Origin of the sequence: Salinispora cortesiana (assembly GCF_000484695.1) — a bacterium.
GTDB lineage: Bacteria > Actinomycetota > Actinomycetes > Mycobacteriales > Micromonosporaceae > Micromonospora > Micromonospora cortesiana.
In genome coordinates, this window is record NZ_AXVR01000044.1 from 1 (window position 1) to 25,630 (window position 25,630).

23 protein-coding genes and 1 pseudogene are annotated in these 25,630 nt (G+C 67.7%); 11 read left to right on the forward strand and 13 right to left on the reverse strand.

Features of this window, described 5'->3' with window-relative positions:
• Nucleotides 1-119 precede the first annotated feature (119 nt).
• Nucleotides 120-707 (reverse strand): recombinase family protein, encoded by a 588-nt coding sequence (locus K228_RS0117930; RefSeq protein WP_018256037.1) that lies wholly within the window; start codon nucleotides 705-707, stop codon nucleotides 120-122.
• A gap of 187 nt (nucleotides 708-894) precedes the next feature.
• Here K228_RS0117930 and K228_RS0117935 point away from each other — a divergent pair, with 187 nt between their 5' ends.
• Nucleotides 895-1,809: an SDR family oxidoreductase gene (locus K228_RS0117935; protein ID WP_012015331.1), complete on the forward strand. Its 915-nt coding sequence runs from the start codon at nucleotides 895-897 to the stop codon at nucleotides 1,807-1,809.
• On the opposite strand, the gene K228_RS0117940 is transcribed toward K228_RS0117935, so the two are convergent.
• The 3 genes from K228_RS0117940 to K228_RS0117950 all read right to left on the reverse strand — a co-directional run bounded on the left by K228_RS0117940 (nucleotide 1,800) and on the right by K228_RS0117950 (nucleotide 6,918).
• On the reverse strand, nucleotides 1,800-2,759 hold the full coding sequence (locus K228_RS0117940) for a helix-turn-helix transcriptional regulator (RefSeq protein ID WP_019033892.1): 960 nt from the start codon (nucleotides 2,757-2,759) through the stop codon (nucleotides 1,800-1,802). The genes K228_RS0117935 and K228_RS0117940 overlap by 10 nt on opposite strands.
• A 161-nt stretch (nucleotides 2,760-2,920) precedes the next feature.
• Nucleotides 2,921-6,007: a Tn3 family transposase gene (locus K228_RS0117945; protein WP_025619680.1), complete on the reverse strand. Its 3,087-nt coding sequence runs from the start codon at nucleotides 6,005-6,007 to the stop codon at nucleotides 2,921-2,923.
• A gap of 317 nt (nucleotides 6,008-6,324) precedes the next feature.
• Nucleotides 6,325-6,918: a TetR/AcrR family transcriptional regulator gene (locus tag K228_RS0117950; RefSeq protein ID WP_025619681.1), complete on the reverse strand. Its 594-nt coding sequence runs from the start codon at nucleotides 6,916-6,918 to the stop codon at nucleotides 6,325-6,327.
• Between the two features lie 123 nt (nucleotides 6,919-7,041).
• Here K228_RS0117950 and K228_RS0117955 point away from each other — a divergent pair, with 123 nt between their 5' ends.
• Nucleotides 7,042-7,902 carry an SDR family NAD(P)-dependent oxidoreductase gene (locus K228_RS0117955; protein WP_025619682.1) on the forward strand — a complete coding sequence of 287 codons (861 nt, stop codon included), beginning with the start codon at nucleotides 7,042-7,044 and terminating at the stop codon, nucleotides 7,900-7,902.
• A gap of 26 nt (nucleotides 7,903-7,928) precedes the next feature.
• Here K228_RS0117955 and K228_RS0117960 read toward each other — a convergent pair whose 3' ends face one another.
• The 3 genes from K228_RS0117960 to K228_RS0117970 all read right to left on the reverse strand — a co-directional run bounded on the left by K228_RS0117960 (nucleotide 7,929) and on the right by K228_RS0117970 (nucleotide 10,508).
• Entirely contained in the window at nucleotides 7,929-8,648 is a 720-nt protein-coding gene (locus K228_RS0117960; protein ID WP_025619683.1) for a PP2C family protein-serine/threonine phosphatase, read from the reverse strand.
• Complete coding sequence (locus K228_RS0117965) at nucleotides 8,645-9,217, reverse strand: UTRA domain-containing protein (RefSeq protein WP_025619684.1); 573 nt, start codon at nucleotides 9,215-9,217, stop codon at nucleotides 8,645-8,647. The genes K228_RS0117960 and K228_RS0117965 overlap by 4 nt, the downstream gene beginning before the upstream one ends.
• A gap of 130 nt (nucleotides 9,218-9,347) precedes the next feature.
• Nucleotides 9,348-10,508: a pyridoxal phosphate-dependent aminotransferase gene (locus K228_RS0117970; RefSeq protein WP_025619685.1), complete on the reverse strand. Its 1,161-nt coding sequence runs from the start codon at nucleotides 10,506-10,508 to the stop codon at nucleotides 9,348-9,350.
• Nucleotides 10,509-10,574: 66 nt separating this feature from the next.
• On the opposite strand from K228_RS0117970, the gene K228_RS0117975 reads away from it, so the two are divergent.
• From K228_RS0117975 to K228_RS0117990, 4 genes are all read left to right on the forward strand, one after another.
• Entirely contained in the window at nucleotides 10,575-11,120 is a 546-nt protein-coding gene (locus K228_RS0117975) for a helix-turn-helix domain-containing protein (protein WP_188116214.1), read from the forward strand.
• 120 nt (nucleotides 11,121-11,240) lie between these two features.
• On the forward strand, nucleotides 11,241-11,576 hold the full coding sequence (locus K228_RS0117980; protein ID WP_025619687.1) for an ArsR/SmtB family transcription factor: 336 nt from the start codon (nucleotides 11,241-11,243) through the stop codon (nucleotides 11,574-11,576).
• Nucleotides 11,576-12,196 carry a methyltransferase family protein gene (locus K228_RS0117985; protein ID WP_033777069.1) on the forward strand — a complete coding sequence of 207 codons (621 nt, stop codon included), beginning with the start codon at nucleotides 11,576-11,578 and terminating at the stop codon, nucleotides 12,194-12,196. Before K228_RS0117980 ends, K228_RS0117985 begins: the two co-directional genes overlap by 1 nt.
• Nucleotides 12,197-12,431: 235 nt before the next feature.
• Nucleotides 12,432-13,070, forward strand: coding sequence for an MIP/aquaporin family protein (locus K228_RS0117990; RefSeq protein WP_025619689.1), 639 nt, complete (start codon nucleotides 12,432-12,434; stop codon nucleotides 13,068-13,070).
• 47 nt (nucleotides 13,071-13,117) lie between these two features.
• Here the strand turns inward: K228_RS0117990 and K228_RS0117995 are convergent, their stop codons facing one another.
• The 4 genes and pseudogenes from K228_RS0117995 to K228_RS0118005 form a co-directional block, all read right to left on the reverse strand.
• Entirely contained in the window at nucleotides 13,118-14,110 is a 993-nt protein-coding gene (locus K228_RS0117995) for a tyrosine-type recombinase/integrase (RefSeq protein WP_025619690.1), read from the reverse strand.
• Between the two features lie 466 nt (nucleotides 14,111-14,576).
• Nucleotides 14,577-15,047 (reverse strand): annotated as a pseudogene (locus K228_RS30435) (DUF6086 family protein); the annotation flags it as partial.
• Nucleotides 15,048-15,189: 142 nt separating this feature from the next.
• Nucleotides 15,190-17,583 (reverse strand): ATP-binding cassette domain-containing protein, encoded by a 2,394-nt coding sequence (locus K228_RS0118000; RefSeq protein ID WP_025619691.1) that lies wholly within the window; start codon nucleotides 17,581-17,583, stop codon nucleotides 15,190-15,192.
• Between the two features lie 75 nt (nucleotides 17,584-17,658).
• Nucleotides 17,659-18,387 (reverse strand): SDR family oxidoreductase, encoded by a 729-nt coding sequence (locus K228_RS0118005; protein WP_025619692.1) that lies wholly within the window; start codon nucleotides 18,385-18,387, stop codon nucleotides 17,659-17,661.
• Between the two features lie 131 nt (nucleotides 18,388-18,518).
• On the opposite strand from K228_RS0118005, the gene K228_RS0118010 reads away from it, so the two are divergent.
• Nucleotides 18,519-19,187, forward strand: a complete 669-nt coding sequence (locus K228_RS0118010) for a hypothetical protein (RefSeq protein WP_025619693.1) — start codon at nucleotides 18,519-18,521, stop codon at nucleotides 19,185-19,187.
• Between the two features lie 75 nt (nucleotides 19,188-19,262).
• Here the strand turns inward: K228_RS0118010 and cydB are convergent, their stop codons facing one another.
• Both cydB and K228_RS0118020 read right to left on the reverse strand, forming a co-directional pair.
• Nucleotides 19,263-20,261, reverse strand: coding sequence for a cytochrome d ubiquinol oxidase subunit II (gene cydB / locus K228_RS0118015; protein WP_025619694.1), 999 nt, complete (start codon nucleotides 20,259-20,261; stop codon nucleotides 19,263-19,265).
• A 16-nt stretch (nucleotides 20,262-20,277) separates the two neighbouring features.
• Entirely contained in the window at nucleotides 20,278-21,690 is a 1,413-nt protein-coding gene (locus tag K228_RS0118020; protein WP_025619695.1) for a cytochrome ubiquinol oxidase subunit I, read from the reverse strand.
• A 166-nt stretch (nucleotides 21,691-21,856) separates the two neighbouring features.
• Between K228_RS0118020 and K228_RS0118025 the strand changes: the two genes are divergently transcribed.
• The 4 genes from K228_RS0118025 (at nucleotide 21,857) to K228_RS0118040 (ending at nucleotide 25,627) form a co-directional block, all read left to right on the forward strand.
• Complete coding sequence (locus K228_RS0118025; RefSeq protein WP_025619696.1) at nucleotides 21,857-22,624, forward strand: lysophospholipid acyltransferase family protein; 768 nt, start codon at nucleotides 21,857-21,859, stop codon at nucleotides 22,622-22,624.
• A gap of 64 nt (nucleotides 22,625-22,688) precedes the next feature.
• The gene (locus K228_RS0118030) at nucleotides 22,689-23,459 is read left to right on the forward strand and encodes a glycerophosphodiester phosphodiesterase family protein (RefSeq protein ID WP_025619697.1); all 771 of its coding nucleotides are present in this window, start codon (nucleotides 22,689-22,691) and stop codon (nucleotides 23,457-23,459) included.
• 20 nt (nucleotides 23,460-23,479) lie between these two features.
• Nucleotides 23,480-24,874, forward strand: coding sequence for an MFS transporter (locus K228_RS0118035; protein WP_025619698.1), 1,395 nt, complete (start codon nucleotides 23,480-23,482; stop codon nucleotides 24,872-24,874).
• A 54-nt stretch (nucleotides 24,875-24,928) separates the two neighbouring features.
• Nucleotides 24,929-25,627, forward strand: coding sequence for a thymidine kinase (locus K228_RS0118040; protein WP_025619699.1), 699 nt, complete (start codon nucleotides 24,929-24,931; stop codon nucleotides 25,625-25,627).
• Nucleotides 25,628-25,630: the final 3 nt, after the last annotated feature.

Below are 25,630 nucleotides of genomic sequence, written 5' to 3' on the forward strand. Positions count from 1 at the left end.
GGGGTACAGCCAAGGTACGGCGGAAACCGGCAATAGGCGGTAACGCGCCTTGATGGGGTGAGCGCCAAGGTGCGGCCGTAAGGGGCGGTAACCTGCGCTCTGCTTATGGTTTCCGCTGTTCAGATGGCTTCGGCGGGCAGCTTGGCCAGGTGACGGTAGATGGTGGGCCGGGTGACGCCGAACTCGGCGGCGATCTGCTCGACGGTGTGTACCCGGCGTCCGTCGGGTCCGGTCTCCTCATACATCTGCTGGGCGATTTTTGCCTGACGCGGGGTCAGTTTGGGTTTCTGCCCGCCGGTGCGACCGCGGGCCCGGGCGGCGGCCAAGCCGTCGAGGGTGCGTTCGGACATCAGCGCGTGCTCGAACTCGGCTATCGAGCCGAGGATTTGGAAGAACATCCGGCCCATCGCGGTGGACGTGTCGATGTTCTGGTCGAGCACGACCAGGTCGACGTTGCGATCCTGCAACTGGGCGGACAGGTCGATGAGGTTCTCCAGCGAGCGGCCGAGCCGGTCCAGCTTGGTGACCACGAGTTGGTCGCCGGGTCGGTGGGCGACCAGCAGCGCCTTGTCGAGCTCGGGGCGGCGGGCGAGTTTGCCGGACGCCTTGTCGACGTAAATCTGTTCGCAGCCGGCCGCGGTGAGCGCGTCGTGTTGGGCGTTGGGGTTCTGGTCGCGGGTGGAGACCCGCCCGTAGCCGATCCGCATGACCCTGACTGTGACGCGAACCTCTGAAAGCGTTACGAAGGCGCGGACACGGGTTGTGTTACAAGGCCGGCCTGGGCGAACGTCCATGCCGCCAGGGTGTATCGCGAACGAACGTTAGCGTTCACCGTCAGGAGCGACTATGAAAGGCTGACATGTCCCGTCAGGTTTTTCTGTCAAGGTCTCCGTCATGGATCTTGATTTGGCAGGCAAGGTTGCTGTGGTAGCTGGGGCGACTCGCGGTGCGGGGCGCCAGATTGCCGTGCAGCTTGGTGCCCGCGGGGCGACGGTGTATGCCACCGGCCGCAGTACCCGCGCGCATCGATCGGAGATGGACCGGTCGGAGACGATCGAGGAGACTGCTGAGCTGGTGACTGCGGCCGGTGGTAGGGGGATCGCTGTCCAGATCGATCACCTCGTCGCGGAGCAGGTGCGTGCGCTGGTGGAGCGCGTCGATGCTGAGCAGGGGTGCCTGGACATCCTGGTCAACAACATCTGGGGTGCGGAGCTGTTGTTCAGCTGGGACCAGAAGCTGTGGGAACACCCCCTGGAAACCGGCCTGCACATCTTGCGGCTGGCGGTCGATACCCACGTCATCACCAGCCACTTCGCGCTGCCATTGCTGATCCGCCGACCGGGTGGCTTGGTAGTCGAGATGACCGACGGCACCGCGGAGTACAACCGTACGAACTACCGGGTGTCGTTCTTCTACGACCTGGCCAAGACCTCGGTGCTGCGCATGGCGTTCGCCCAGGCTCAGGAGCTGGCCTCGTTCGGTGCCACCGCGGTGGCCCTGACGCCGGGCTGGATGCGTTCGGAGATCATGCTGGAGCACTTCGGGGTCACCGAGGCCAACTGGTACGACGCCACGGCCACCGAACCTCACTTCGCGATTTCGGAGAGCCCCGCCTTCGTCGGCCGGGCGGTCGCCGCGCTCGCGGCCGACCCGGACATCGCCCGGTGGAACGGGCAGTCGCTGTCCAGCGGGCAGCTGGCTCAGGTCTACGGCTTCACTGATCTCGACGGTAGTCGCCCGGACTGCTGGCGGTACCTGGTCGAGGTCCAGGACGCCGGCAAGCCGGCGGACGTCACCGGCTACCGCTGATACAAGTCGGCCAGCCGCTGTGCCGCAACCCGCATCTGCTCGCGCAACGGCTGAGGCGCCAGCACCTCCACTTCCGGGCCCAGGCGTAGCAGCTGGTCGTAGGCGACCTCGGCGGACTCGACGGGCAGGCGAGTGACCACCCAGCCCTGTTCGTCGGGTCCGCCCGCCGCGGCGGTGGCCGCCTGCACCGCGGGCGGCTCGACGGCGAACCGTAACGCCCGCAGCCCGGCCTGACTCAGTCGTACCGTCACCTGCTCGGCGAGCATCCCGCGGACGAACTGCGCCGCCCGTTCAGCCCACACTGCCGGCAGGTCAAAAGACTCCTCGCGGACGAACCGCTGATCAGTGACCTCGACGCCTACGACTCGGTCGACGCGGTATACCCGCAGGTCCGCGCCGACCCGCGCGACGAGGTACCAGATCCCCGCCTTGAGGACCACGCCGTAGGGCTGCACGGTGCGCGTCACCTCGTCATGTCGATGGTAACGAAGGATCACCGTCAGGTCCTGCCACACCGCGCGGACCAAGACGCTCAGCGCAGGCGGCGGGTCGCTGTCGTGAAACCACCCCGGCACATCGAGGTGGAAGCGTTGCGCCGCCTGCGCCGCCGCATCACGCAACTCGGCTGGCAGCGCCGCGCTGACCTTGAGCTGGGCGGTGGCCAGCACATCGCCGAGTCCCATGTCTCGCGCCGGGCCGTACAGACCGAGCAGAAACAATGCCTCAGCCTCAGCCCGGCTGAGTCCGGTTAGCCGGGTGCGGTAGCCATCGACCAGTCGGTAGCCGCCGTGTCGTCCCTGTTCGGCGTAGACCGGCACCCCCGCAGCGGCCAATGCGATGATGTCGCGGTAGACAGTCCGTTCTGAGACGCCTACTTCACCCGCCAACTCCGCTGCGGTCATAGCTCCCCGCGCCTGCAGCAGCAGCACCATCGAGAACAGCCGGGACATACGCACATCCGCCATCTTGGCCGTACAAGCCAGCACCCGACACCTCGCCCACCCAGCACGCCCAGACTTGAGGGCGACGAGCCATCAGGGGACCAGTCCTCCCCGCCCGCGTCAGGATCACGCAGCGGCCGCCGGGCACCACCGAGCTCATTCGGCGACCGTCACCGGGCGGGTGACGGTACGGGCTCCGGGATGGTGAGGTCGATGTCGGGTAGGTGCGCGTCGTACTGCTCGGGGGTGATGGTGATCTCGTCGGTGGCGTAGACGCCGAACCGGTTGATCCGCATCGTCTGGTACGGCGACAGCACGGCCAGGTCCTCCGGCTTGATCTCCCAGCCCTCACCGGCGAGTTGCCGGAGCACGCTCATCATGTCCAGGGTGGTGTGAAAGATGACCGCGTTGGTCAGCAGGGTGGAGAACTTGATGTGTTTCTCCTGCTCGGCGGGGTCGTTGTCGCGGACGCGGCCCTCGTTGCCGAATCGGCACCAGGCGGAGAAGTTGTTGTAGGACTCGACCTTGTTGGTCGCCGCGGTGGTCCGCCGGCGTAGCTGCGGGTCCGACAGGTAGCGCAGTAGCTGGATCGTGCGGATGACCCGGCCGACCTCGCGGAAGGCCTTGTAGAAGTTGTTGCGCCGGGAGTAGGTCGACAGCCGGCGCAGCAACGTCACGGATGAGATCTTCCCGGCCGCGACGGAAAGCACGATCCGCATCAGGTCGTCGTAGTGGCGTTCGATCAGGTCCCAGTCGATGACGTTGCGGCCGGGCTCGCCGAACAGGGCCTCGATGTGCCGGAACCGGGTGGCCGCCGACGTGCGGTAGAAGTTGAGATCCTTCCAGTTACGCACCCGCGGCATCAGCTCGAACCCGCACAAATGCGCGAGCGCGTAGACGGGCAGCGCCTGGCCCTGGGTGTCGGCGTGGATCGTGCCCGGCCGCACCTTGGACTGCTGGTCGAGCAGGCCCTGGATGATGTGCACGGCCTCCCACACCCCGACCGGGATGAACTTGGAGAACAACGCGATGTAGGTGTCCGACACGTAGTGGTACGCGATCCCGCCGGTGCCGCCGTACCGGATCGACGTCTCCGCCAGGAGGTTGTCGATGAACGTGTCCACCTGGGTACCGTCCGCGGCGACCACCGATCCGTCGCCCCACACCTTGATTAGGTCCAGCTCGGTGAACGCATCGACGACGTCGGCGATGGCCTTGTTCAGCTTGCCGATCGTGACGTGCCGCGCCGACGTGGTGGCCAGCTCGTGGGCGCTGACCCCGGCGATGTGCCGGGCGGCCTGCGCCGGCCCCAGGTTCGTGCCGTACGTGAACGTGGTCAGGATGTAGCGCACGAACGGGTCTTTGAGCTTCGGATCCGAACCCGACACGGGCGAGAACCGGCGCCACCAGTCCAGCCAGTGCCCGGTGCGGGCCAGGATCCCCATCAGCGTGCGCTCCGGCATCCGGTCCCGCACGGCGAGCGCGATGGCCTGCGCCGACGGTGTGGGCGGCGCCGCTCGCAGCTGCTTGAGCGATGGACGGCCGAGCTCGTCGATGGTGAAGTCGGCCAGGTCCGGATACGCGCTGTCGGTTGCCCGGCACTGCGCGTCGAGGCGCTCGTGCAGGTCCGCGCGGAACCCGGCGGCTGTCGCCGGGATACCGACCTCGGCACAGAAGCCCGGCAGCATCGCGGCGACTTCGTCCGGGGACAGCAGCTGATCAGCCCAGTTCGCGTACGCCTGCGCGCCGGTCACAGCGATGTCGCCGGTCCGCAGTTCCTCGGCCAGATACGTCAGCACGCACGCCTCCAAGTGCCGGCGTACGAACATGCCGGGCCGGCTGCGGTCCCGGATCGACCTGTTCCAGTTCTCCGACGCGAACGACGTGTCAAACACGTGGATCCGCTGCTCACCCGTCTCTGGGTAGGTCACCGGCCGGCCCTGCTCGTCTAACACCGAGATCCGGTCAGGGATGTGATCGCGGGTCAGCATCGTGTGCTCACGCATGTAGTCCAGCAGCTGCAACACACTGCGGTCCGCGCTGGTCGCCTCCAAGTCCAGGACGCCCACCATGGCCAGCATCGACGACCGGTCCTTGCGGAAATGCCGGGCCACCAGCGGCACATGGTTGTCGCCGTGGGTCGCCCGGACCGCATCGATGCGGGCCAGCTCCTCCGGGAAACCGCCCGCGGCCTCGACTGTCTTGCGGGCCATCTCCAGCGCCGCGGCGTGCTGGGCCGCGGCCGGACCGTACGGGTCGAGGTGCTCCAGGACCTGCCGGTAGTTGACGATCAGCGCCTCGGTGACCTTCTGCTGCTTCTTCTTCAGCTCCTCCAGCTCCAGCCGGGCCCGCTTGGTCAGGGTGCCGACCCGCCGGCAGAACATCTCCGCTGTGTCGTCGCGGGCCCGCTGCTGCGCGGCGTAAACCATCGCCGCCAGGATCGCGATACGCTTCGCGTCCCCGTAGTCGCCCAGCACCGCGGCGTCACCGGCCTCACCCTCCCCGGCAAAGTCGGCGATCTTCGATCGCGCGATGCCCTCCCACCAGGACCGCGAGTCACCAAGACTGTCGGCCCAGCGCAGATGCTCGATCTGCAGCCGGTAGTTCGTCCACGACGGCCGCGGCGCGGTCCGCTTCAACCGGTTGTAGTCGCTCTTGCTCCCCGGACCACCCGCCGTAATCAGCATCCGATCCAACCCGGCCACACCTGCCGGACCGATGCGCTCGACGACCAGCGCGAAGATCGCCGAGTTGACCTCCTCGCGGATCGCCGAGGCCATCTCGTCCAACGTCGTGTAACCCGGCAGCTCGAACGAGCCCTCGACCAGCTTCTCCAACGCCACATTGATCAGGTCGGCCGGATCGTTCTTACGCCCGGCAGCCTCCCGGATCGCCGCGGCGGCCACCGCCCGGGCCGCCGGCATGTCCGACACGACTTCACTACGTCGGCGGATCAGCAGCCGATGATGGCCCCGGGTCCGCTCCGAGTCGTACACCGCGGCGACGTCCTTACCCAGGCCCAGATCCCGCCGGATGTGGGCCACCACCGCCTCCGGGACCTCATCCAGCCGCGGGAAGTACCCCATCCGGTTGAAGCACTTCAGCTGCACCATGAACGCCAGCAGATGACTGTCCGAGCGCACCAGCCCGCTCGTCCACGCGATCTCCTCCGGCTGCGGCGTGTAGAACACGTGCAATTCCCGGGCCGACAGAAACCGCTTGAACCGCGGATACGCGGTCCGCTCGATCGACGTCACGTCACAACCCCAGACCCGTAAAGATCAACCCGGACGGATCGGGAACGTACCAAAAGATCAACAAAGTCGAAGACCGGCATCGATCAGCTCCGAGATACCGGCCCTCACCAGCGCAAAGCCAAAGGACCGCTCACCCTATTGCCGGTTTCCGCCGTACCTTGGCTGCACCCCTACGAGGCGGACATCAGCTACGTGCGCACCCACCGCGACACCCTGCGTGCCGCGTTCGACGTGGACTGAAGTCTTGATGTCCATGAGAAAGCGGACTGGTAGCAGCAGACTGCCCGACCGCCGACTGTCCACCCGACCCGGTCGTTTCAGGGGCGGGGGTGAAGGCCGTTGAGGGCGGCGGTGACGACGCTGTCGGCGTATTCGCTGGTGAGGGGGCCGCTACGTTGTAGCCAGCGGTTGAGCACTGGCCCCCAGATGATGTCCACTGCCACGTCGAGATCGAGGTCCGCGGCGAGTTGGCCGGCCTGCTGGGCGCTGCGCAGCCGATGTCGTTTGGCGTGCCGCATTGGCGTGTCCAGGCGTTCGGCGTAGGCGGCGGCCAGTTCGGGATCGTGCGTGATCTCGGTGGCCAGCGCGCGCAGTGGCTGGTCGTAGCGCGGGTCGTTGAGCTCGGCGACAGTGGCGCGCAGGACCGCGGTCAGGTCTGCGTGCAGGTCGCCGGTGTCAGGAAGGAGCACCGGCTCACCCGCATCACCCTCATTGAGCATGAGGAATGCGTCGAAAATAACGACGCCCTTGGAGGGCCACCAGCGATAGATGGTCTGCTTTCCCACTCCGGCGCGCGCGGCGATGCCCTCAATGGTGAGTTTGGCGTAGCCGACCTCCTGTAGCAGGTCGAACGCGGCCGTGAGTATGGCCCGCCGGGAGCTCTCCCGCCGGCGGCTGGGGTTGGGTGCCATCCCATCATCATAGCTAGCGAGACGAATCGTTCCGTCTTGTTGCAGGGGAACGAGGGGCGTAAGGTCGCAATCGAGACGTTACGTCTCGTCTTGTAGGTCACCCGTTGAAGATAGGAGAACCCCATGCGCGACCTATCCGACACCGCTGCCCGCACCTGGTTCATCACCGGCGCCAGCCGTGGCCTGGGCCGCGCCTTCACCACAGCCGCGCTCGAACGAGGGGACCGGGTGGTCGCCGCCGCCCGGACCATCACCGCCGAAGACTTCGATGAACGTCACAGCGAACGGCTGCTTGCGCTGCCGCTCGATCTGACCGACCGGACGGCGGTCTTCGCCGCCGTCGCCACCGCGATCGAACACTCTGGGCACCTCGACATCGTCGTCAACAACGCCGGCACCCTGTCCCTGGGCATGATCGAAGAATTCACCGAGGAGCAGGCACGGGCTCAGTTCGAAGTGAACCTCTTCGGCGCGCTCTGGGTCTCCCAGGCCGTCCTGCCGCAGCTGCGCACCCAACGGGCCGGCCACATCGTGCAGATCTCCAGCATCGCCGCCCTCGGCGGCTTCCCCAGCACCGGTCTGTACAGCGCGAGTAAATTCGCGCTCGAAGGCATGAGCGAAGCCCTTGCGCTGGAGGCGGCTGCCTTCAACATCAAAGTCAGCATCGTGCAGCCCGGTGGCTACTGGACCAACCTTTACCAGGACATGACCACCACCACGTCGGTGGATGCCTACGATCCGCTCCGTGCCCAGGTGCAGGCGCAGTGGGCGCAGGGGTCGGTCGACAGCGAGCCCCGCCTCGCCGCCGAAGCCCTACTCACACTCGTCGACAACGACGAACCACCACTGCGGCTGCTGCTCGGCGGCACGGTCTACGATCTGGCCTTCGACCTCTCCCGCCGCCGGATGGACACCTGGGCCAGCTGGGAACAGGTCAGCCGGGCCGCCGAGCACGCCGTACCAGCACCCGAAAGCGTTCGATAGCGACCTTCCACACCTGCCCGGGGAGGCTAGCTGTCGTCCCGTACGTGCAGGACGATCGCCGACACGTCCTGGCCACCCTCAGTAAGGGCGGAAGCAACCAACCGGTCCACCGCCTGCTGCGCAGTTGCTGCGGTCGCCAGGGTCGCATGCAGGTGCTCAGGTGACACGAAGGAGCTGAGCCCGTCCGAACAGAGCAGGATCCGATCGCCGCAAGTCAGGGGCAACACGATGATGTCAGGTGACCGGCCATCCGGGTGGCCATCCAGGAAACGCGTCAGCTTGTCCGAAAGGTTGGGCACCTCGCCGGCGCCAGCGACCAGGTGCCGGTACAGGTGATCCTCAGTGATCTGGATGGTGCGACCCCGCTGCGGGCCCGTTGCCGGCAGGAGGTAGGCCCGAGAGTCACCGATATTGGCCAGGGCTGCCGCCGAACCGGCACTGAGCAACGCAACCAGAGTGGTACCCATACCCGCAAGGCCCGGTTCGGCGGCAACACGGTGCCGCACCGCCCTGTTCGCGGCCTGCACCGCCTCTCCCAACACCACCGGCAGCGCACCGGGCTCCACTTCCCGGTCGTATCGCCGCACTGCCTCGATCACAGTGGCACTGGCGACATCACCGGCACCATGGTTGCCGAGACCATCAGCGACCGCGAACAGACACCGCCCCACGTGAATGGCGTCCTCGTTACGTCGTCGACCGAGCCCCAGGTGACAGCTCCCCGCAACATCGATGCGCAGACTCACCGTTCCGGGTCATCCTCCGCGCGCACGTTGATCACTTCAGGCCACGGCTCCCGCGCTGACTCATCACGATGCAGGATGTGGATGGTCTCGACCCGGTCACTGGCGACAACGCACTCGGTCACCTCGACCGGCTCACCGTCGTCCCCAGAAGTACCCACCCGAATGATCTCCAACACCGGAAGGCTCACCGCGACCTCCAACAGGGCGGCCTCCCGCGTACTGGGCATCCGCGCGCGGTGGATCTCCATCCAGGTGATCGGCCAGTGACCTCCGACCTCCAGCCGGTGCTGCCAACCGCCCGGCCCGGCGGCAGGGGAGTCCAGCCCGGGCACGGCGGCTGCCCGCGGATGGATCCAGGAGGTACTGACCTGGACGGGCGACTCCCCCTCGGGACCACTGACCAGAAACCGGCGCAACACCCGGGTACCGGGCTCAACCTTGAGCAACTCGGCGATGCGCGGATCGTTGAGGGGTTCAACAGCAGCCACCGGCACGGTGTGCTGCCGCCACACCTCCTGACGGGTAGCCGGTGGGAAGGAGTAGCCGGTGGCAGCGGCATTCCGTTTCACCAGATCCCCCCGGGGCCGGCGTGGGCGGGCCGTTCCGTACCGCACGATGACCCCCGCTCCGGGACCCCCAAAACCTAGCCGTTGCCTACTTTCTTACACCCAGCGGCCGGCCGAGGTGACCGAACGCGGATTATCCGATGGCCTGACGGAACCGGTCAGCCAGGCTCGAAAGACGGTCGACCGGTTCGTTGGCGAACACGATCCGCAGGTAGCGCGCGCCGCTGGGTCCCCAGCCATCCATCGCCGTGGCCGCCACCTTCGCCCGGTCGAACAACAGCCCCGCCAGCTCGGCAGGCGTCAACCCCAGGGGCTGGGTATCCACGAGCAGCGACCATCCGCCGTGTGGCCGAACGATTGGATAGCCCGAGAGCTGCTGCAGGACCGTGTCGCAGCGCCGCTGCCAATGTTGGGTAGCGGCGGTGACATCAGCATCAGCATCGGGTGCGTCGAGCGCGGCGGCCACCGCCCCCTGAGCCAACCCAACCTGGCAGACCACATTGGTCAGACCAACCAGCTTGATGTCGGCAAGAATCGCGGCGGGTGCCACGACCCACCCGACCCGCCAGCCGATCAGCCGCAGTTCCTTCGACGCTGAACCGACAGTGATGGTGCGCCCGGCGAGGCCATCATGGGCTGCTGGATGGCTGGGGCGAAGGCCGTCGAAACGGATCCGCTCCATCGCCGCGTCATAGATCAGCCAAGCATTGTGCCGCGCGCAGGCAGCAGACAACGCAGACCAGTGCTCCGCGTTCAGGACCAGCCCGGAGGGCATGGCCGGGCCCATCATCAGCACCGCGGCGGTGTTGGGTCCAACAGCGCTGGCGAGATGTTCCGGATCGACCACCCAGCCCTCCGGCGTGGGCTTGGCGGGCACGAAACACGGCACCCCACCGGCGAGCCGGACCCGATTGACCAGGCCGGCGTAGATGAGGTCCACCAGCACCACCTCCTGACCCGGCTCCACGGTGGCCAGCAGCGTGTTCAGGATGCCGTTCAATCCACCGGCGACGCTGACGCACTCGGTGTCGGGGTCGTACCGTCGGCCAGCGATGCGCGACACGTGAGCCGCGGCGGCCGCGCGAAGGGAACGCTGCCCCTGGAAGGGCAGGTAGCTGTTGGCCGCGTCGTCGTCGATGGCGGCCCGGGTCGCGGTGACCGCCACGGCCGGTGGCTTCAGATCGGTGTCCAGATTCTCCAGACGAAGAAAGTCCGGGTCGGCTATCGCGTCCGCGGCGTCGCCGACCAGGTCAACGCCGATGCCAGGAATGTCGCGTAGGCGGCTGACGGTCATGTGACACTCCTCAACGTTCCACTCTGTTCGCTTCACTGGAACGAACGTAACACCAAAATGGTATGCATGGATCTGGCGCGAACGGTCGGCTCGAATGTGCACCGGCTACGAAGCACTGCTGGCATGTCCCTGGCCGACCTCGCCACAGCCGGCGACATCAGCAAGACCACCCTGCACAGCATCGAGCAGGGGCACGGCAACCCAACCCTCAGCACCCTGTGGGCCCTGGCCACGGCGCTGAGGGTGCCGCTCGGCGCACTACTGGAAACACCCACCCCCAACACCGACGTCGTACGCGCCGACGACCAGCAGCCACGCATCAGCGGAGACGCGGTCAGCGCCCGCCTCCTGCACCGCATCCAACTGCGCGGCACGGTGGAGGTCTACGACATCGAGGTGGCCCAGACCGCCCAACACTCACCCGCTCACCTGCCCGGCGTGCAGGAGTGCCTCATCCTCACTCACGGAAGCATCACCACCGGACCCGCCGACGCCACCGCCACCCTGGCCGAACACGACTCCATCCGGTTCGACGCCAACCGCCCACACCAGTACCAGGGCAATGGGCAGCGCAACCGCGCGATCCTACTCATGTTGCACCCCGAAACCTGACGGTCGCCGATCGCGTGAATGGCTGGTAGCAAACATCCCGCGAGTTCCCTCAAACACCCACGAAGCAATCACAGGGCCCAGAGTTCACTGTTTACTGAATACACAATACGATGTACTGTCTTGGCGGTGGAGACGCTGACGCACGGGCAAGTGCTCGCCCGCTTCGGCCATGCCCTGTCCGACCCGATTCGTGCCAGGCTCCTGCTGGCCCTGCGAGACGGACCCAGCTACCCAGCCAAACTCGCCGCCCTGCTGGGTACCACCCGGCAGAACCTGTCCAACCACCTGGCCTGCCTACGCGGCTGCGGCCTGGTCGTCGCCGCCCCCGAAGGTCGGCGCACCCGCTACGAGCTGTCCGATGCCCGGCTCGCACACGCCCTGGGCGACCTACTCGGCCTGGTCCTCGCCGTCGACCCGGCCGCCTGCCCCACCACCGACACCGACGGGTGCTGCTGATGGCCACACTCGCCCTGGGACTGTATGTGCTCGGACTACTACTGGCCTTCGGATGGCGCACCCTCGCCCAGTGGCGAGCCACCGGCGACACCGGACTGCGGCTGGACGCCGGACTAGCCGGATCAATCCGCTGGTGGGCCAAGCTAGCCTTCCTCGCCGCACTGCCGCTCGGCGCCGCCGGCCCCGCCGCCGCCCTGGCCGGCCTGCCGCCGATCACCACCCTCGACGCCGGCTGGCTACGCACCACCGGCGTGGTACTCGCCGTAACCGGGATCGCGGCCACGCTCGCGGCGCAACTGAACATGGGCACCTCCTGGCGTATCGGCGTCAACCCGGCCGAGCACACCGCCCTGATCACCGCCGGCGCATTCGCCGTGGCCCGCAACCCCGTCTTCACAGCGATGACCATCACCAGTCTCGGCCTCGCCGCGATGGTGCCCAACCTAATCTCCCTCACAGCGACCGTCGTGCTCATCGCGTCGGTCCAACTTCAGGTACGAGCGGTAGAAGAGCCCTACCTCATCCGTACCCACGGCCCGGCCTACACCACCTACGCCGCGCGAGTCGGACGCTTCCTCCCCGGCGTCGGCCGCAGCGCCAAAGCTAGATCAACCCCTTAGCGACGTAGCGCTCACAAGGCGCCATGGCCCATTGCTTTCGGGACAGACTGCCGGGAACCCGTCGAGTGAATACGCGATAGATCGTTCACCTGACCCTGCCAGTTGGGCGGGCCGATAGTGGACGTCCACGACGCGCCAATACCCAACGAGATCTCTCAATCATGTCACTACTTCGTAAGATGTGCATGAATCAATAAGAGTAGTGTCAGCGAGAGGATCGACAAGGGAGGTTGCAATGCGGCGGTACGCGACTGAACTCATCGGAACATACTTCCTGCTACTGACGATCGGCCTGACAGTCATCACGATGAACGCCCTGGCGCCAGTGGCAATAGGTGGAATTCTCATGGTCATGATTTACGCCGGAGGGCACATATCCGGAGCCCACTTCAACCCCGCCGTAACACTGGCCGTTCTTATCCGCGGCCGCATCAAACGAGCCGACGCCGGAGGGTACATCCTGGCCCAACTCCTCGGCGGTCTAGCCGGCGCGGCGACCAGCCAACTGATCCTCAACAACGCAAAGCCGACAGCACTGTCACCGGCAGGGCGCGAGATCTGGATGGCATTGGCGGTGGAAGCCCTGTTCACCTTCGCCCTCGCCTACGTGGTGCTCAACGTCGCCACCAGCCGCAGCCACCCGGACAACTCCTTCTACGGCCTGGCCATCGGGGGCACCGTCATGGTGGGGGTGGTCACGGTCGGTGGAATCTCCGGCGCGGCATTCAATCCCGCCGTCGCGTTCGGCGCTGCCGCCATTGGTCTCATCGCCTGGTCGACGATCTGGATCCACCTACTAGCCCAAGCCGTCGGAGCGACGCTCGCGGCGATGGCATTCCTTGCCCTCAGCGAGGAAGACCGCGAGCCCGTCTGACACCGGCAGCGGCTGACCCCCGACAGCGGCGGGGGCCAGCCGCTGCCTCACGTCGACAACAACTCCGCCAGCACCCGATGAGTGCGATTCGAACGCACCGCCGCCCGCTGCTGACCCGCAGTCACCTCAATGTATGCCTGCGAAGACGCCAACGACACATGCCCCAGCAACCGCATGATCTCCGCCGCGCTCGCACCGTCCTCCGCCAGCCGCGTCGCGAACGTATGCCGCAACGCGTGCAGCCGCGCCCCCTGCGGCACCCGGTCACCAATCCCCGCCCGCCGAAAGCAGGAGTCCACCAAATACTGCAACCCACCCCGGCGCAGCGGCCCACCCCGCCGATCCAACAACAGCGGCGCGTCCGGACCCACGCTGCGGGAACCAAATCGGCGACGACAACTCTCCAGATAGTCCGCCAACACCTGGTCCAACTCCGGCTCCACCGGCACCACCCGCGGCCGCCCACCCTTACCGGCCACATCAAGCCGCCGCTCGCCGGCCCGCCCGGCCAGGGATGCCACCCGAAGCGCCAGCATCTCGGCCATCCGCAACCCGCCGCACAACGCCAGCGCCAACACTGCCAGGTCTCGCTGCGGCCAGGGGTCTCGCTGCCGGCCGTTGACCCGGGCCACGGCCGTCAACAACTGCTCAGGGGTGTCCGCTCCGCGCAGTGGCTTGGGCCGGGGAAGGGGCGCTCGGGGCCGCCCCACCGCTGGCATCGGGTTACCGGCGACGACCCCGTCCGCCACCAGGAAGACAAAGAAGCTGTTCCAGGTGGACCAGGCGCGATGCACCGACGCGGCGGAGCGGGTGGCGGCAAAGTGAGCGAACGCCGACCGCAGCGTGCGGGAGTGGAGCGCCGTCAACGGCAGGTCAGCCAGGGGGAGGGGAGGGGTGCATGCGCTGGCGGCGATGCTCGCCACGGTGCGCAGGTCCCGCCGGTACGCCGCCACGGTGTGCGGCGAGGGTTTGCGGGTAGCGCGATCAGTCAGGAACTCCTCAATCAGCTGTACTACCGGTTCACCCGACCTATCCTGCATAAGGAACATTATGCATGAAACTCGCGTTTTGGACAGGGGGTTGCCGGGGAGGCACCCCGACAGGGGGCGGGAGTGCGCCGACCCGAGGGTCGGTTCGCCAGTAACGCGAGGGCCGGGCGCCGCGACGGAAGAACGACGGGCCGTACAGCGCGAGCAGGAGTGTTGCGTGCGGGGGTAGCCGCTCGGTGGCTGCCTGGACGATGGCGGTGGCCGTTCCAAGACCGCGAGGCCGTGTGGTGCAGCACCAAGGGGCAGAGGACCGCACACCCTGTCGCCGGGCTCCGCCGGGGCTACTCACGACCGGACCGGAGGTGAATGCGTTCGGGCAGGGTGTGCGTGTCCGGCGAGGCCCCCGATCGTCGGAGGGGAGCCGTCAAACCGCTCTACTTGACATAATGTGCATTATCGAATGTCGGCTGATAGGGTCGAAGTAGACGAGAAACCTCGCCATGAGCCCCACGAGCGTTCAGCCGCCTCTATCCGGATCTCCCACTGGTGGCTCGCCGCAGCTTCGGGAGTTCCCGCCCGCATCTCGATCAACGGGGCATGGACCGTGAATGATCCGCAGCAAGTGCCACCAGCAGCCGAGCGTTCCCCCGAACACCAAAGTCCACCAGGGCCGACGGAAGCATCCCTGGGATCGAGTTTCAGGGGGTTCATCCAGCGCGGAGACGACGCCGCCACCCCGCTCGACAAGAACCAGGGCAGTCGCGGTAGACCCCTCCAGCAACGACCTCAGGATCAGGTGAGTCGAGGCGCAGTACCGACGCACGAGCGCGTTCACGAACTCCCCGAACACCTCGAGGTCGACTTCGTACTCGTCGTTGATCATAGGACCGAGACCTGATGGCTGGTTCACGACCGGGACCAACGCCTCAGCCGAGCGCACGAACAGCTCGGCGACGCCGTTCGACGGGTTCCACAGGGTGTGCCCGCCCGCCTCAAAGTACCTACGTCGCCTACTCCCCCAGAATGACCAACTCGAATTCCTCGTGCCACAACACGACGGGCTACCAGTTGGCCGGTGGGGCGTGGGCCATCAGCCCCTGACGAACTGGCGCCCGAGCGCCGGCGGGTGCTCAGGGGCTGACGTAGGCGGCGAGATGCTCGCCGGTACGGGTACTCCGACTGGCGACCAGGTCGGCCGGCATACCGTTGAAAACGATCTGGCCACCGTCGTGGCCGGCTCCGGGTCCGAGGTCGATGATCCAGTCGGCGTGGGCCATCACCGCCTGGTGGTGCTCGATGACGATGACCGACCGGCCGGCGTCAACCAGCCGGTCGAGTAGGCCGAGGAGTTGTTCGACGTCGGCGAGGTGCAGACCGGAGGTCGGCTCGTCGAGGATGTAGACATCGCCCTTGTCGCCCATCTGGGTGGCGAGCTTCAGCCGCTGTCGTTCGCCACCGGAGAGGGTGGTGAGCGGTTGGCCGAGGCTGAGATAGCCGAGCCCGACATCGGCGAGTCGATCGAGTATTCGGTGGGCGGCCGGGGTCCGCGCCTCACCTGCGCCGAAGAACTCTCGGGCCTCGGCGACCGGCATCGCGAGCACTTCGGCGATGTTGCGGCCGCCGAGTGAGTATGCCAGTACCGAGGTCTGGAAGCGTTTGCCGTGGCACTCCTCGCAGGTGGACTCCACGGAGGCCATGACGCCCAGTTCCGTGTAGATGCTGCCGGCGCCGTTGCAGGTGGGGCAGGCGCCCTCGGAGTTGGCGCTGAACAGGGCCGGTTTGACGCCGTTGGCCTTGGCGAATGCCTTACGGATCGGGTCGAGTAGGCCGGTGTAGGTGGCCGGGTTGCTGCGTCGGGAGCCGCGGATGGCGCCTTGGTCGATCATGATTACGCCGTCACGGCCGGCGACGGATCCGTGGATCAGGGAGCTCTTGCCGGAGCCGGCGACGCCGGTGAGGACGCAGAGCACGCCGAGTGGGAGGTCAACGTCAACGTTGCGGAGGTTGTGCGTTGTCGCGCCGCGGATTGGCAGGGTGCCGCTGGGTGTGCGTACCGCCTGTTTCAGGACGGCACGGTCGTCCAGGTGTCGGCCGGTGGCGGTGGCGCTGTGGCGTAGGCCGTCCAGGGTGCCTTCGAAGCAGACGGTGCCGCCGGCGGCGCCGGCACCGGGGCCGAGGTCGACGATGTGGTCGGCGATGGCGATGGTCTCTGGTTTGTGTTCGACGACGAGGACGGTGTTGCCCTTGTCCCGTAGGCGTAGCAGCAGGTCGTTCATGCGGCGGATGTCGTGCGGGTGTAGGCCGATCGTGGGTTCGTCGAAGACGTAGGTGACGTCGGTGAGTGCGGAGCCGAGGTGGCGGATCATTTTGGTGCGTTGGGCCTCTCCCCCGGACAGGGTGCCGGTGGGCCGGTCGAGGGAGAGGTAGCCGAGGCCGATCTCGGTGAAGGAGTCGAGGAGGTGGCGTATTCCGGTCAGGAGTGGGGCCACGGTCGGTTCGTCGAGGTCTCGTAGCCAGCTGGCCAGGTCGCTGATCTGCATGTGGCACAGATCGGCGATACTCCTGCCGTTGATCTTGGAGGAGCGGGCTTCGATGCCCAGTCGTGTGCCGTCGCACTCGGGGCAGGTGGTGAAGGTGACGGCGCGTTGCACGAAGGCGCGTAGGTGTGGTTGGAGCGAGTCGACGTCCTTGGCGAGCATGGATTTCTGGATGCTTGGGATCAGGCCGGTGTAGGTCAGGTTGATGCCGTCGATCTTGACTTTGGTGGGTTCCCGGTGGAGTAGGTCGTGTAGCTCCTGTTGGGTGTACTTGCCGATGGGTTTGTCGGGGTCGAAGAAGCCGCAGCCGCGCAGGATGCGGCCGTACCAGCCCTCCATGCTGTAGCCGGGGATGGTCAGCGCGCCTTCGTTGAGGGTGCGGGTGTCATCGTAGAGCGCGGTCAGGTTGAAGTCGGTGACTGCGCCCATGCCCTCGCAGCGGGGGCACATGCCGCCGACTCGGGTGAAGGTGACCTTTTCGGTTTTCGTGCGGGCCGCGCCGCGCTCGAGGGTGACCGCGCCGCTGGCGGTCACCGAGGGCACGTTGAAGGAGTAGGCGTTGGGTGAGCCGAGGTGTGGTTGGCCGAGTCGGCTGAACAGGATGCGCAGCATGGCGTTGGCGTCGGTGGCGGTGCCGACGGTGGATCGTGGGTTGGCGCCCATTCGTTCTTGGTCGACGACGATGGCGGTGGTCAGGCCTTCGAGGAGGTCGACCTCGGGTCGGGACAGCGATGGCATGAACCCTTGCACGAACGCGCTGTAGGTTTCGTTGATCATCCGTTGGGACTCGGCGGCGATGGTGGCGAAGACCAGGGAGCTTTTGCCGGAGCCGGAGACACCGGTGAAGACCGTGAGTCGGCGTTTGGGTATGTCGACGCTGATGTCTTTGAGGTTGTTCTCGCGGGCGCCGTGTACGCGGATCAGGTCGTGGGTGTCGGCGATGTGCGGCCCGGGTGGCTGGTGTGCCGGGCTGGTGGCCGTGCTCATCGGGTCTCCTGGGTCGGGTGTGCCGGCTGGGTCTGGGTGGTGGCTCCGGTTGTTGCTGGTCGGGTTGGTGGTGGGTCAGAGGCCGCCGGCGACGCGGAGGATGGTGCCGGTGGTGTAGCTGGCGTCGGGTCCGAGGAGCCAGGCGATGGCGGCGGCGACTTCGTCGGGTTCGCCGGCGCGCCCGAGTGGGATGCGGGTGGCGGCTTGGTCGGGTCGGTCGGGCTGGCCGGAGCGGGTGTGGATGTCGGTGCGGATGATGCCGGGGGCGACGGCGTTGACGCGGATGTCGCGGGGGGCGAGTTCTTTGGCCAGGCCGATGGTGAGGGCGTCGGTGCCGGCTTTGACGGCGGCGTAGTGGACGTATTCGCCGGGTGAGCCGAGGGTGGCGGCGGCGGAGGAGACGTTGACGATGGCGCCACCGGCGGGCATCCGTCGGGCGGCCTGTTGGGCGGCGAGGGTGTAGCCGATGAGGTTGACGTCGACGACGTGGCGTAGGTCGGTGGGGTCGAGGTCGACGAAGGGGCCGATGGGGCTGGTGACGCCGGCGTTGTTGACCAGGCCGGTGAGCTCGCCAAGGTCGGCGGCGGCGGTGAACAGGGTGGCGAGTTGGTCGGGGTCGCGGGTGTCGGCGGGTACGGCGATGGCGGTGGTTCCGGTGGCGCGTAGCTCGGCGAGGACGGTGTTGGCAGCGGTGTGGTCGCGTTGGTAGGAGAAGGCGATGTGGTGGCCGGCGCGGGCGAGGCGGCGGGCGGTGGCGGCGCCGATTCCACGGCTGCCACCGGTGATGACGGTGACCGGACTCAACGGGGTCTCTCCTGCTCTGGTGGGTGTGGGGCGAGGCTACCCCGGCGGTCTGATGGGGTGGCGCATCTTGGTTGGGTGGGCGGCTGGTATCAAGTACTGCTGTCGGACAGGTGTACGGAAGAGGGGGTGTGATGTCGGGGCAGGGTTTGTCCACCGAGGAGGTGGCGGGTATCCGGGAGGCGGTTGCCGCGGGCCGGAAGCCGAAGGTGGTGTTTACAGCGTCGGCGGGGCAGATTGCGGGGCAGGTCGGTCAGATCGTGGCGTTGACCGACCCGGAGGTCTCCGACGAGTTCGTGGTGGTGCGGTTCGGGCGGGACGAGTTGCCCTTCTCCCCCGTTGATGTGGCGGTGGCGCCGCGGGGGGCGGGGCGGAAGGTGCCGGCCGGGGAGCCGCCGGCGGCTCCGGAGCCGGAGTTCGTGTTGGACACGCCGCCGCCGGTGGCCGGGGAGGATTCGTCGGCGCGGCCGGCGGAGTCGGTGAAGCCGGCGCGGCGGGCGGCGAAGCCGATGAAGGCCACGAAGGCGAAGGGGCCGGCGGGGCTGACGGTGACGTTGGCGTACGCCGAGGGTGAGTGGACGGTGGCGGCGCAGCAGGGGGCGAAGGTGCTCGCCAAGCCGTATGTGGTGAAGCCGGCGGAGGCGCTGCGGATGGTCGGGCTGGTGGATGTGTCGGGTGTGCAGGAGGCGGTGGAGCAGATCCTCGCCGCGGAGCGGACCCAGGCGGAGCAGCAGGCGGAGAAGCTGCGTTCGGAGTTGGCGGAGGTGGAGGCGCGGCTGGCGGAGCTGCGGGAGGCGGGCTGAGTGGCACGATGACGGTCGCCCGTCGCCCGGGCTTCCGGGGGACGGGCGACCGTCGTTTTCGGGGGTGTGGTGGGGTCAGTGTGGCGGGATGTGGGCCACGCCAATGCGCTTGCGGAAGACCCAGTAGGTCCAGCCCTGGTAGGCCAGCACGATCGGGGTGAAGATCACCGCCACCCAGGTCATGATTTTCAGGGTGTAGGGGGTGGAGGCGGCGTTGGTGGCGGTGAGGGTGCCGGCGGCGTCCAGGGTGGAGGGCAGCACGTTCGGGAACAGGGCGGTGAACAGGGTTGCCACGGCCAGGCCGATGGCGGCGGCGGTGCCGATGAAGGCCCACCCCTCGCGGCGGGCGTAGGCGGCGGCGAGGCCGCCGAGCAGGGCCACGGCGGCGGCGACGGCGAGGGCGATGGCGGCCGTGTTGGCGCGGATGGTCAGGCTCCAGGTGAGGAACGCGACGGCGAGTACGGCGGTGGCGACGCCGACGCGGACGGCGAGGGCGGCGGCGCGGTCTCGGATGTCGCCGACGGTTTTGAGGGCGATGAACACGGCGCCGTGGGTGAGGAACAGGGCGGCGGTGGTGGCGCCGCCGAGGAGTGCGTAGGGGTTGAGGAGGTTGAAGAATCCGCCGGCGTACTCGTGGTCGGCGGTGAGGGGTACGCCGCGCAGGATGTTGGCGAAGGCGACTCCCCACAGGATGGCGGGGAGTAGGGATCCGAAGAAGATGGCGTGGTCCCAGCGGCGTTTCCAGGATGCTTCGGGGCGCTTGTGGCGGTACTCGAAGGCGACGCCGCGGGCGATCAGGGCGAGCAGGATGAGCAGTAGCGGTAGGTAGAAGCCGGAGAAGAGGGTGGCGTACCACTCGGGGAAGGCGGCGAACATGGCGCCGCCGGCGGTGATTAGCCAGACCTCGTTGCCGTCCCAGACCGGGCCGATGGTGTTGATCAGGACGCGGCGTTCGCGGTCGTCGCGGCCGAGGACCGGTAGGAGCATGCCGACGCCGAAGTCGAAGCCCTCGAGGATGAAGTAGCCGGTGAACAGCACGGCGACGAGGAGAAACCAGATGGTGGTGAGTTCCATGTGGGGGCTCCGCAGATCAGTAGGCGAAGGCGAGCGGGCGCTCGGCGTCGTCGGTGTCGTCGGGGTCGGGTTCCGGGGTCAGGTCGGGTACGCCGGCCTTGGCGTAGCGGATGAGGAGTTTGCATTCGATGACGGCGAGGGCGGCGTAGATGAGGGTGAAGGCGGTGAACGAGGTGAGGACTTCGGCCATCGACACGCTGCGGGAGACACCGTCGCGGGTGAGCATTTCGCCGAAGACGATCCAGGGTTGGCGGCCCATCTCGGTGAAGATCCAGCCGAAGGAGTTCGCGGCGAGTGGTAGTAGGGGCATGACCAGGCCGGCGCGGAGTAGCCAGCGGCTGGTGGGGGTGCGGCCCTTGCGTTGGCTCCAGAGCACCAGGAGGGCGATTGCGGCGGCGGCCAGCCCGAAGCCGATCATGAGGCGGAAGCTCCAGTAGGTGACCGGGATGATCGGGGTGTAGCTGCCGGCGCCGTACTGGGCGGTGTATTGGGCTTGGAGGTCGTTGATGCCGCTCACGGTGCCGTTGGGGTCGCCGGTGCTGAGGTAGGACAGCAGGTAGGGGATCTTCAGGGCGAAGAGTTCGCGGCTGCCGTCGAGGCTGCCGACGGTGAGTACGGAGAACGAGGCGGGGCTCTCGGTGTCGTAGAGGCCTTCGGCGGCGGCCATCTTCATGGGCTGCACCTGGGTCATGATCTTGCCTTGGATGTCGCCGGTGATCATGACGGCGGTGGCGGAGATCAGGGTGACCCAGGATCCGAACTTGGCGGCGAACCGGTAGGCCGGGGTGTCTGTGGAGTCCGGCCGGCGGATCAGGTGCCACAGGGCGACGGCGACGAGGAGGGAGCCGGCGACGAGGAAGGCGCCGGCGATGGTGTGCGGGAAGGTGATCAGGGCGACCTTGTTGGTTAGGACGGCGACGAAGTCGGTCAGTTCGGCGCGGCCGGTGTCGGGGTTGATCTGGTAGCCGACGGGGTTTTGCATGAACGAGTTCGCGGCGAGGATGAAGTAGGCCGACAGGTTGGTGCCGATGGCGGCGGCCCAGATGGTGGCTAGGTGTAGGCGTTTGGGTAGCCGGTCCCAGCCGAAGATCCAGAGGCCGATGAAGGTGGATTCGAGGAAGAAGGCGACCAGGGCTTCGATGGCCAGGGGGGCCCCGAAAATGTCGCCGACGAAGCGGGAGTAGTCGCTCCAGTTCATGCCGAACTGGAATTCCTGCACGATTCCGGTGACCACACCCATCGCGAAGTTGATCAGGAAGAGTTTGCCGTAGAACTTGGTGAGTTTGAGGTATTTCTCGTTGCCGGTGCGGTGCCAGAGCGTTTGCAGGATGGCGACCAGGATGGACAGGCCGATGGTCAGTGGCACGAACAGGAAGTGGTAGACGGTGGTGACACCGAACTGCCAACGGGCGACGTCTAACGCGTCCACCTGTGACCCCCAGATCTACAGACTTACTACGAAGCGTAGTAGATACTACAGTCGGTCGTAGAAGAATTCTCAGGGGGCGGGGGGCCTGAGGTCCCGGGACCAACGGCCTCGGTCATGGGGGGTCGACGGCCCGCTGGGTGCGCACCCGTGCGATCATGAAGCGCTGATGGAGACTGGGCACCCCGAATGGCGAGCGCCGCTAATCTGGCGTACCGCACAACCACTCGCCCGCGTCGTGGTCGGCGCCCTGGCCCGGCTGGAGGTGGCCGACGAGATTCCGGGGCACCTACGCCCCGGGCCCCTGCTACTGGCCGCCAACCACATCAGCCCGTTCGACCCCATCGTGCTCGCCGCCGCCTGCCACTCGGTGGGGATCGCGCCGCGGATCATGGCCACCGGTGGGCTGTTCCGCGCCCCGCTGGTCGGTGCCGCCATGCGGCACGCCGGGCACATCCGGGTCGACCGGGGTGCCAGCACCGTGGCTGAGGCGATGACGGTGGCCGCCGACGCCCTGGCCGACGGCGCGGCCATCCTGGTCTACCCGGAAGGCCGCATCGGTCTGGATCCGGGGCTCTGGCCCGAGCGGGGCAAGACCGGCGCCGCCCGGCTCGCCCTGAGCTGTGGTGTGCCCGTGATCCCGGTCGCGCAGTGGGGCGCGCACGAGGTGCTCCCCTACCGGACCCCGAAAGGGCTGGTGCGCGCGCTCGCCCGCACCGTCACCCACCGGCGGGTGGTCCGGGTACGCTTCGGCGCCCCGGTCGACCTCACCGACCTGGCGCCCGGCGCACCCGGCGTGGCCCGCCGGGCCACCGACCGGATCATCGATGCGATCACGGACACGCTGGCCTCACTTCGGCCCGACGAACCCGACCGGCCTCGCCATGTTGATCCCGGGCGGCCGGTCGACACCAGCCGCTCCCACCGTCGGAGCTGACACCCGCCACTTTCGGGCTCTCGCCCACTACCTGACGACCCGATTGGCCGGCATACTTCTCGGCGTGCTGACCGGCCCGTGCCCCTATCTCGACACACCAGCGCCGCTGGCATTCGCCCACCGTGGTGGCGCCGCCCAGGGTGACGAGAACACGGCCGCGGCATTTGCCCGGGCCGTCGGCCTGGGCTACCGGTACGTCGAGACCGATGTGCACGCCACCGCCGACGGCGTCGCGGTGGTCTTCCACGACCCCACGCTGCACCGGGTGACCGGCTCCCCCGGTCGAATCGCCGAGCTGCGGTGGGCCGACCTGGCGACGGTGCGCGTCGGTGGGGCGTCCGTCGTGCCCCGCCTGGACGAGGTGCTGCACGCCTGGCCGCAGGTTCGGTTCAACGTAGACGTCAAGGCCGGCTCCGGCGTCGAACCGGCGGTGGCCGCCGTCGAGCGCGCCGGCTCCGGCGATCGGGTGCTGTTGGCCTCGTTCAGTGACGCGCGGTTGTCCCGGATGCGGGCGCTGACCCAGGGCCGGATCGCCACCAGTCTCGGGGTGCGAGGTGTGGCGCGACTGCGGGTGGCGTCGTTGGCCGGCCGGCGGGTTCGGCTGCCGGAGTCGGTGGTCGCCGCGCAGGTGCCGGTGCGGTATGGGCGGCTGCGGGTCACCGACCGCCGGTTTCTGGCCTACTGTCACCGTCTCGGGCTGCAGGTGCATGTCTGGACCATTGACGAACCCGCCGAGATGCACGAGTTACTGGACCTCGGGGTGGATGGCATCATGACCGATCACGTGGGTGTGCTGCGCGAGGTCTACCGCAGCCGCGGCCACTGGGCCGCCTGATTTCAAGGGTAGAACCGGACATGTCCGCCACCGCCGCCCCCGCCGTTGACGACACTCCCCCCACCCCGCGCAGCAGCCGCCGGGAACGCACCGGGTGGTATTTCTACGACTGGGCGAACTCGGCGTTCCAGACCACCGTCATCACCGTGTTTCTCGGCCCGTTCCTCACCACGGTGGCGGAGCAGGCGGCCGGCTGCGAGCTCGGTGCGGACAGCTGCCTCGGGTACGTGTACCCGCTGGGGATTAAGGTCGCCGTTGGGTCGTACTACCCGTATCTGATTTCGCTGTCGGTGCTGCTCACCGTCTTCGTGTTGCCGGTTGTCGGCGCGATCGCCGACCGGACGCGGCACAAGAAGCGGCTACTCGCCGCCGCGGCCTACGTCGGTGCCGGTGCGACTGTCGCGATGGCCTTCGTCACCGGGGAGCGGTACCTGCTCGGCGGGGCACTGTTCCTGGTCGCCAATATCGCCTTCGGCGCCGCGATCGTGGTCTACAACTCCTTCTTGCCGCAGCTGGGTGGGCCGGACGACCGGGACGGCATCTCGAGCCGGGGATGGGCGTTGGGGTACCTCGGCGGGGGTCTGCTGCTGGCGCTCAACCTGGCCGTGGTCACCGCGTTGACCGAGGAGGGCAACCCGCAGCGCACCCTGGATCTGGCCCGCTGGTCGATCGTCTCGGCGGGCGCGTGGTGGGCCGCGTTCACCCTGGTGCCGCTGCGCTGGCTCCGCGAGCATCCCACCGCCGCGGCGCTGACCAGCGGCGGTAACGTGCTCACCGATGGCTTCCGGCAGCTCGGGAGCACCCTACGGCAGCTGCGGGCGTATCCGTTGACGCTGTTCTTCCTGCTGGCGTTCCTGGTCTACAACGACGGCATCGCGACGGTCATCACCCTGTCCTCCCAGTACGGCACCGAAGAGCTGCGGCTGACCCAGAGCACCCTGATCGTCACCATCTTGTTGGTGCAGTTCCTCGCCTTTGGTGGCGCGCTGCTGCTCGGCGCGCTCGCCCGGCGGATCGGCGCGTGGAAGACCGTCCTGTTCAGCCTGGTGCTGTGGATCGCGGTGGTGATCGCCGCGTTCCGGCTACCCGCCGAGGCGCCGCTGCCGTTCATGGCGCTCGGCGCGGCCATCGGGCTGGTGCTCGGTGGTAGCCAGGCGTTGAGCCGGTCGTTGTTCAGCCAGCTCATCCCCGCCGGTAAGGAGGGTGAGTACTACGGCTTCTACGAGATCAGTGACCGGGGTACCAGCTGGCTTGGTCCGCTGGCCTTCGGGCTGGTGTTCCAGCTGACCAACTCCTACCGGGTGGGCCTGGTCTCGCTGTTGATCTTCTTCGTGGTCGGGTTCGTGCTGCTGCTGGCGGTCCCGATGCGGCGGGCGATCGTGGCCGCGGGGAACCGACCGCCGCGGGTGCTGTGAGCCGATCGATCGCCGCCGCCGCTGCGGTGGGTTGATGGGCTAGGCTGCCGGACCGTGACCGACCACGCCCCCACCGATTCGGCCTGCCCGACCCCCGTGCCCCGATCGCCCGTCCGCGCCGGTGGGGACGGGCGTCCGCTGCACGCCGCGGCGCTGCGGTTCTACTGGGGCCCGATGGACTGCGGCAAGTCCACCATGGCGCTACAGATGAACTACAACCACGCCCGGCAAGGGCGGCGGGGCCTGGTCACCACCCGTATCGACCGGTCGTTGGGCCCGCGGGTGACCACCCGCGTCGGGTTGGCGCACGAGGCGATTGAGGTCACTGATGAGCTGGACCTGCGTGCCCTGGTCCGCAGCCGGCGGGCTGAGGGGAGCCAGGTCAACTACCTGATCTGCGACGAGGCCAGCTTCTACCAGGTCGAGCAGGTCGAGCAGCTGGCCGAGTTGGTTGACGCCGACGACGTTGACGTCTATGCGTTCGGTCTGGCGACCGACTTTCGGTCCCGAATGTTCCCGGCCGCGCGGCGGCTGTTCGAGTTGGCGGACTCGGTGGCCCGGATCCAGGTGGAGGTGCTCTGCTGGTGCGGGCGGGAGGGGCTGCTCAACGCCCGCGTGATCAACGGGCGGGTGGCGCGGGAGGGCGCGCAGGTGGTTGTCGGCGACACGGCCGAGACCGCCCAGGTGCGCTACCAGGTGCTCTGCCGGCGCCACCACCGCGCCGGCGAGCTGGGGCCGGCCACGTCCGGCTGACCG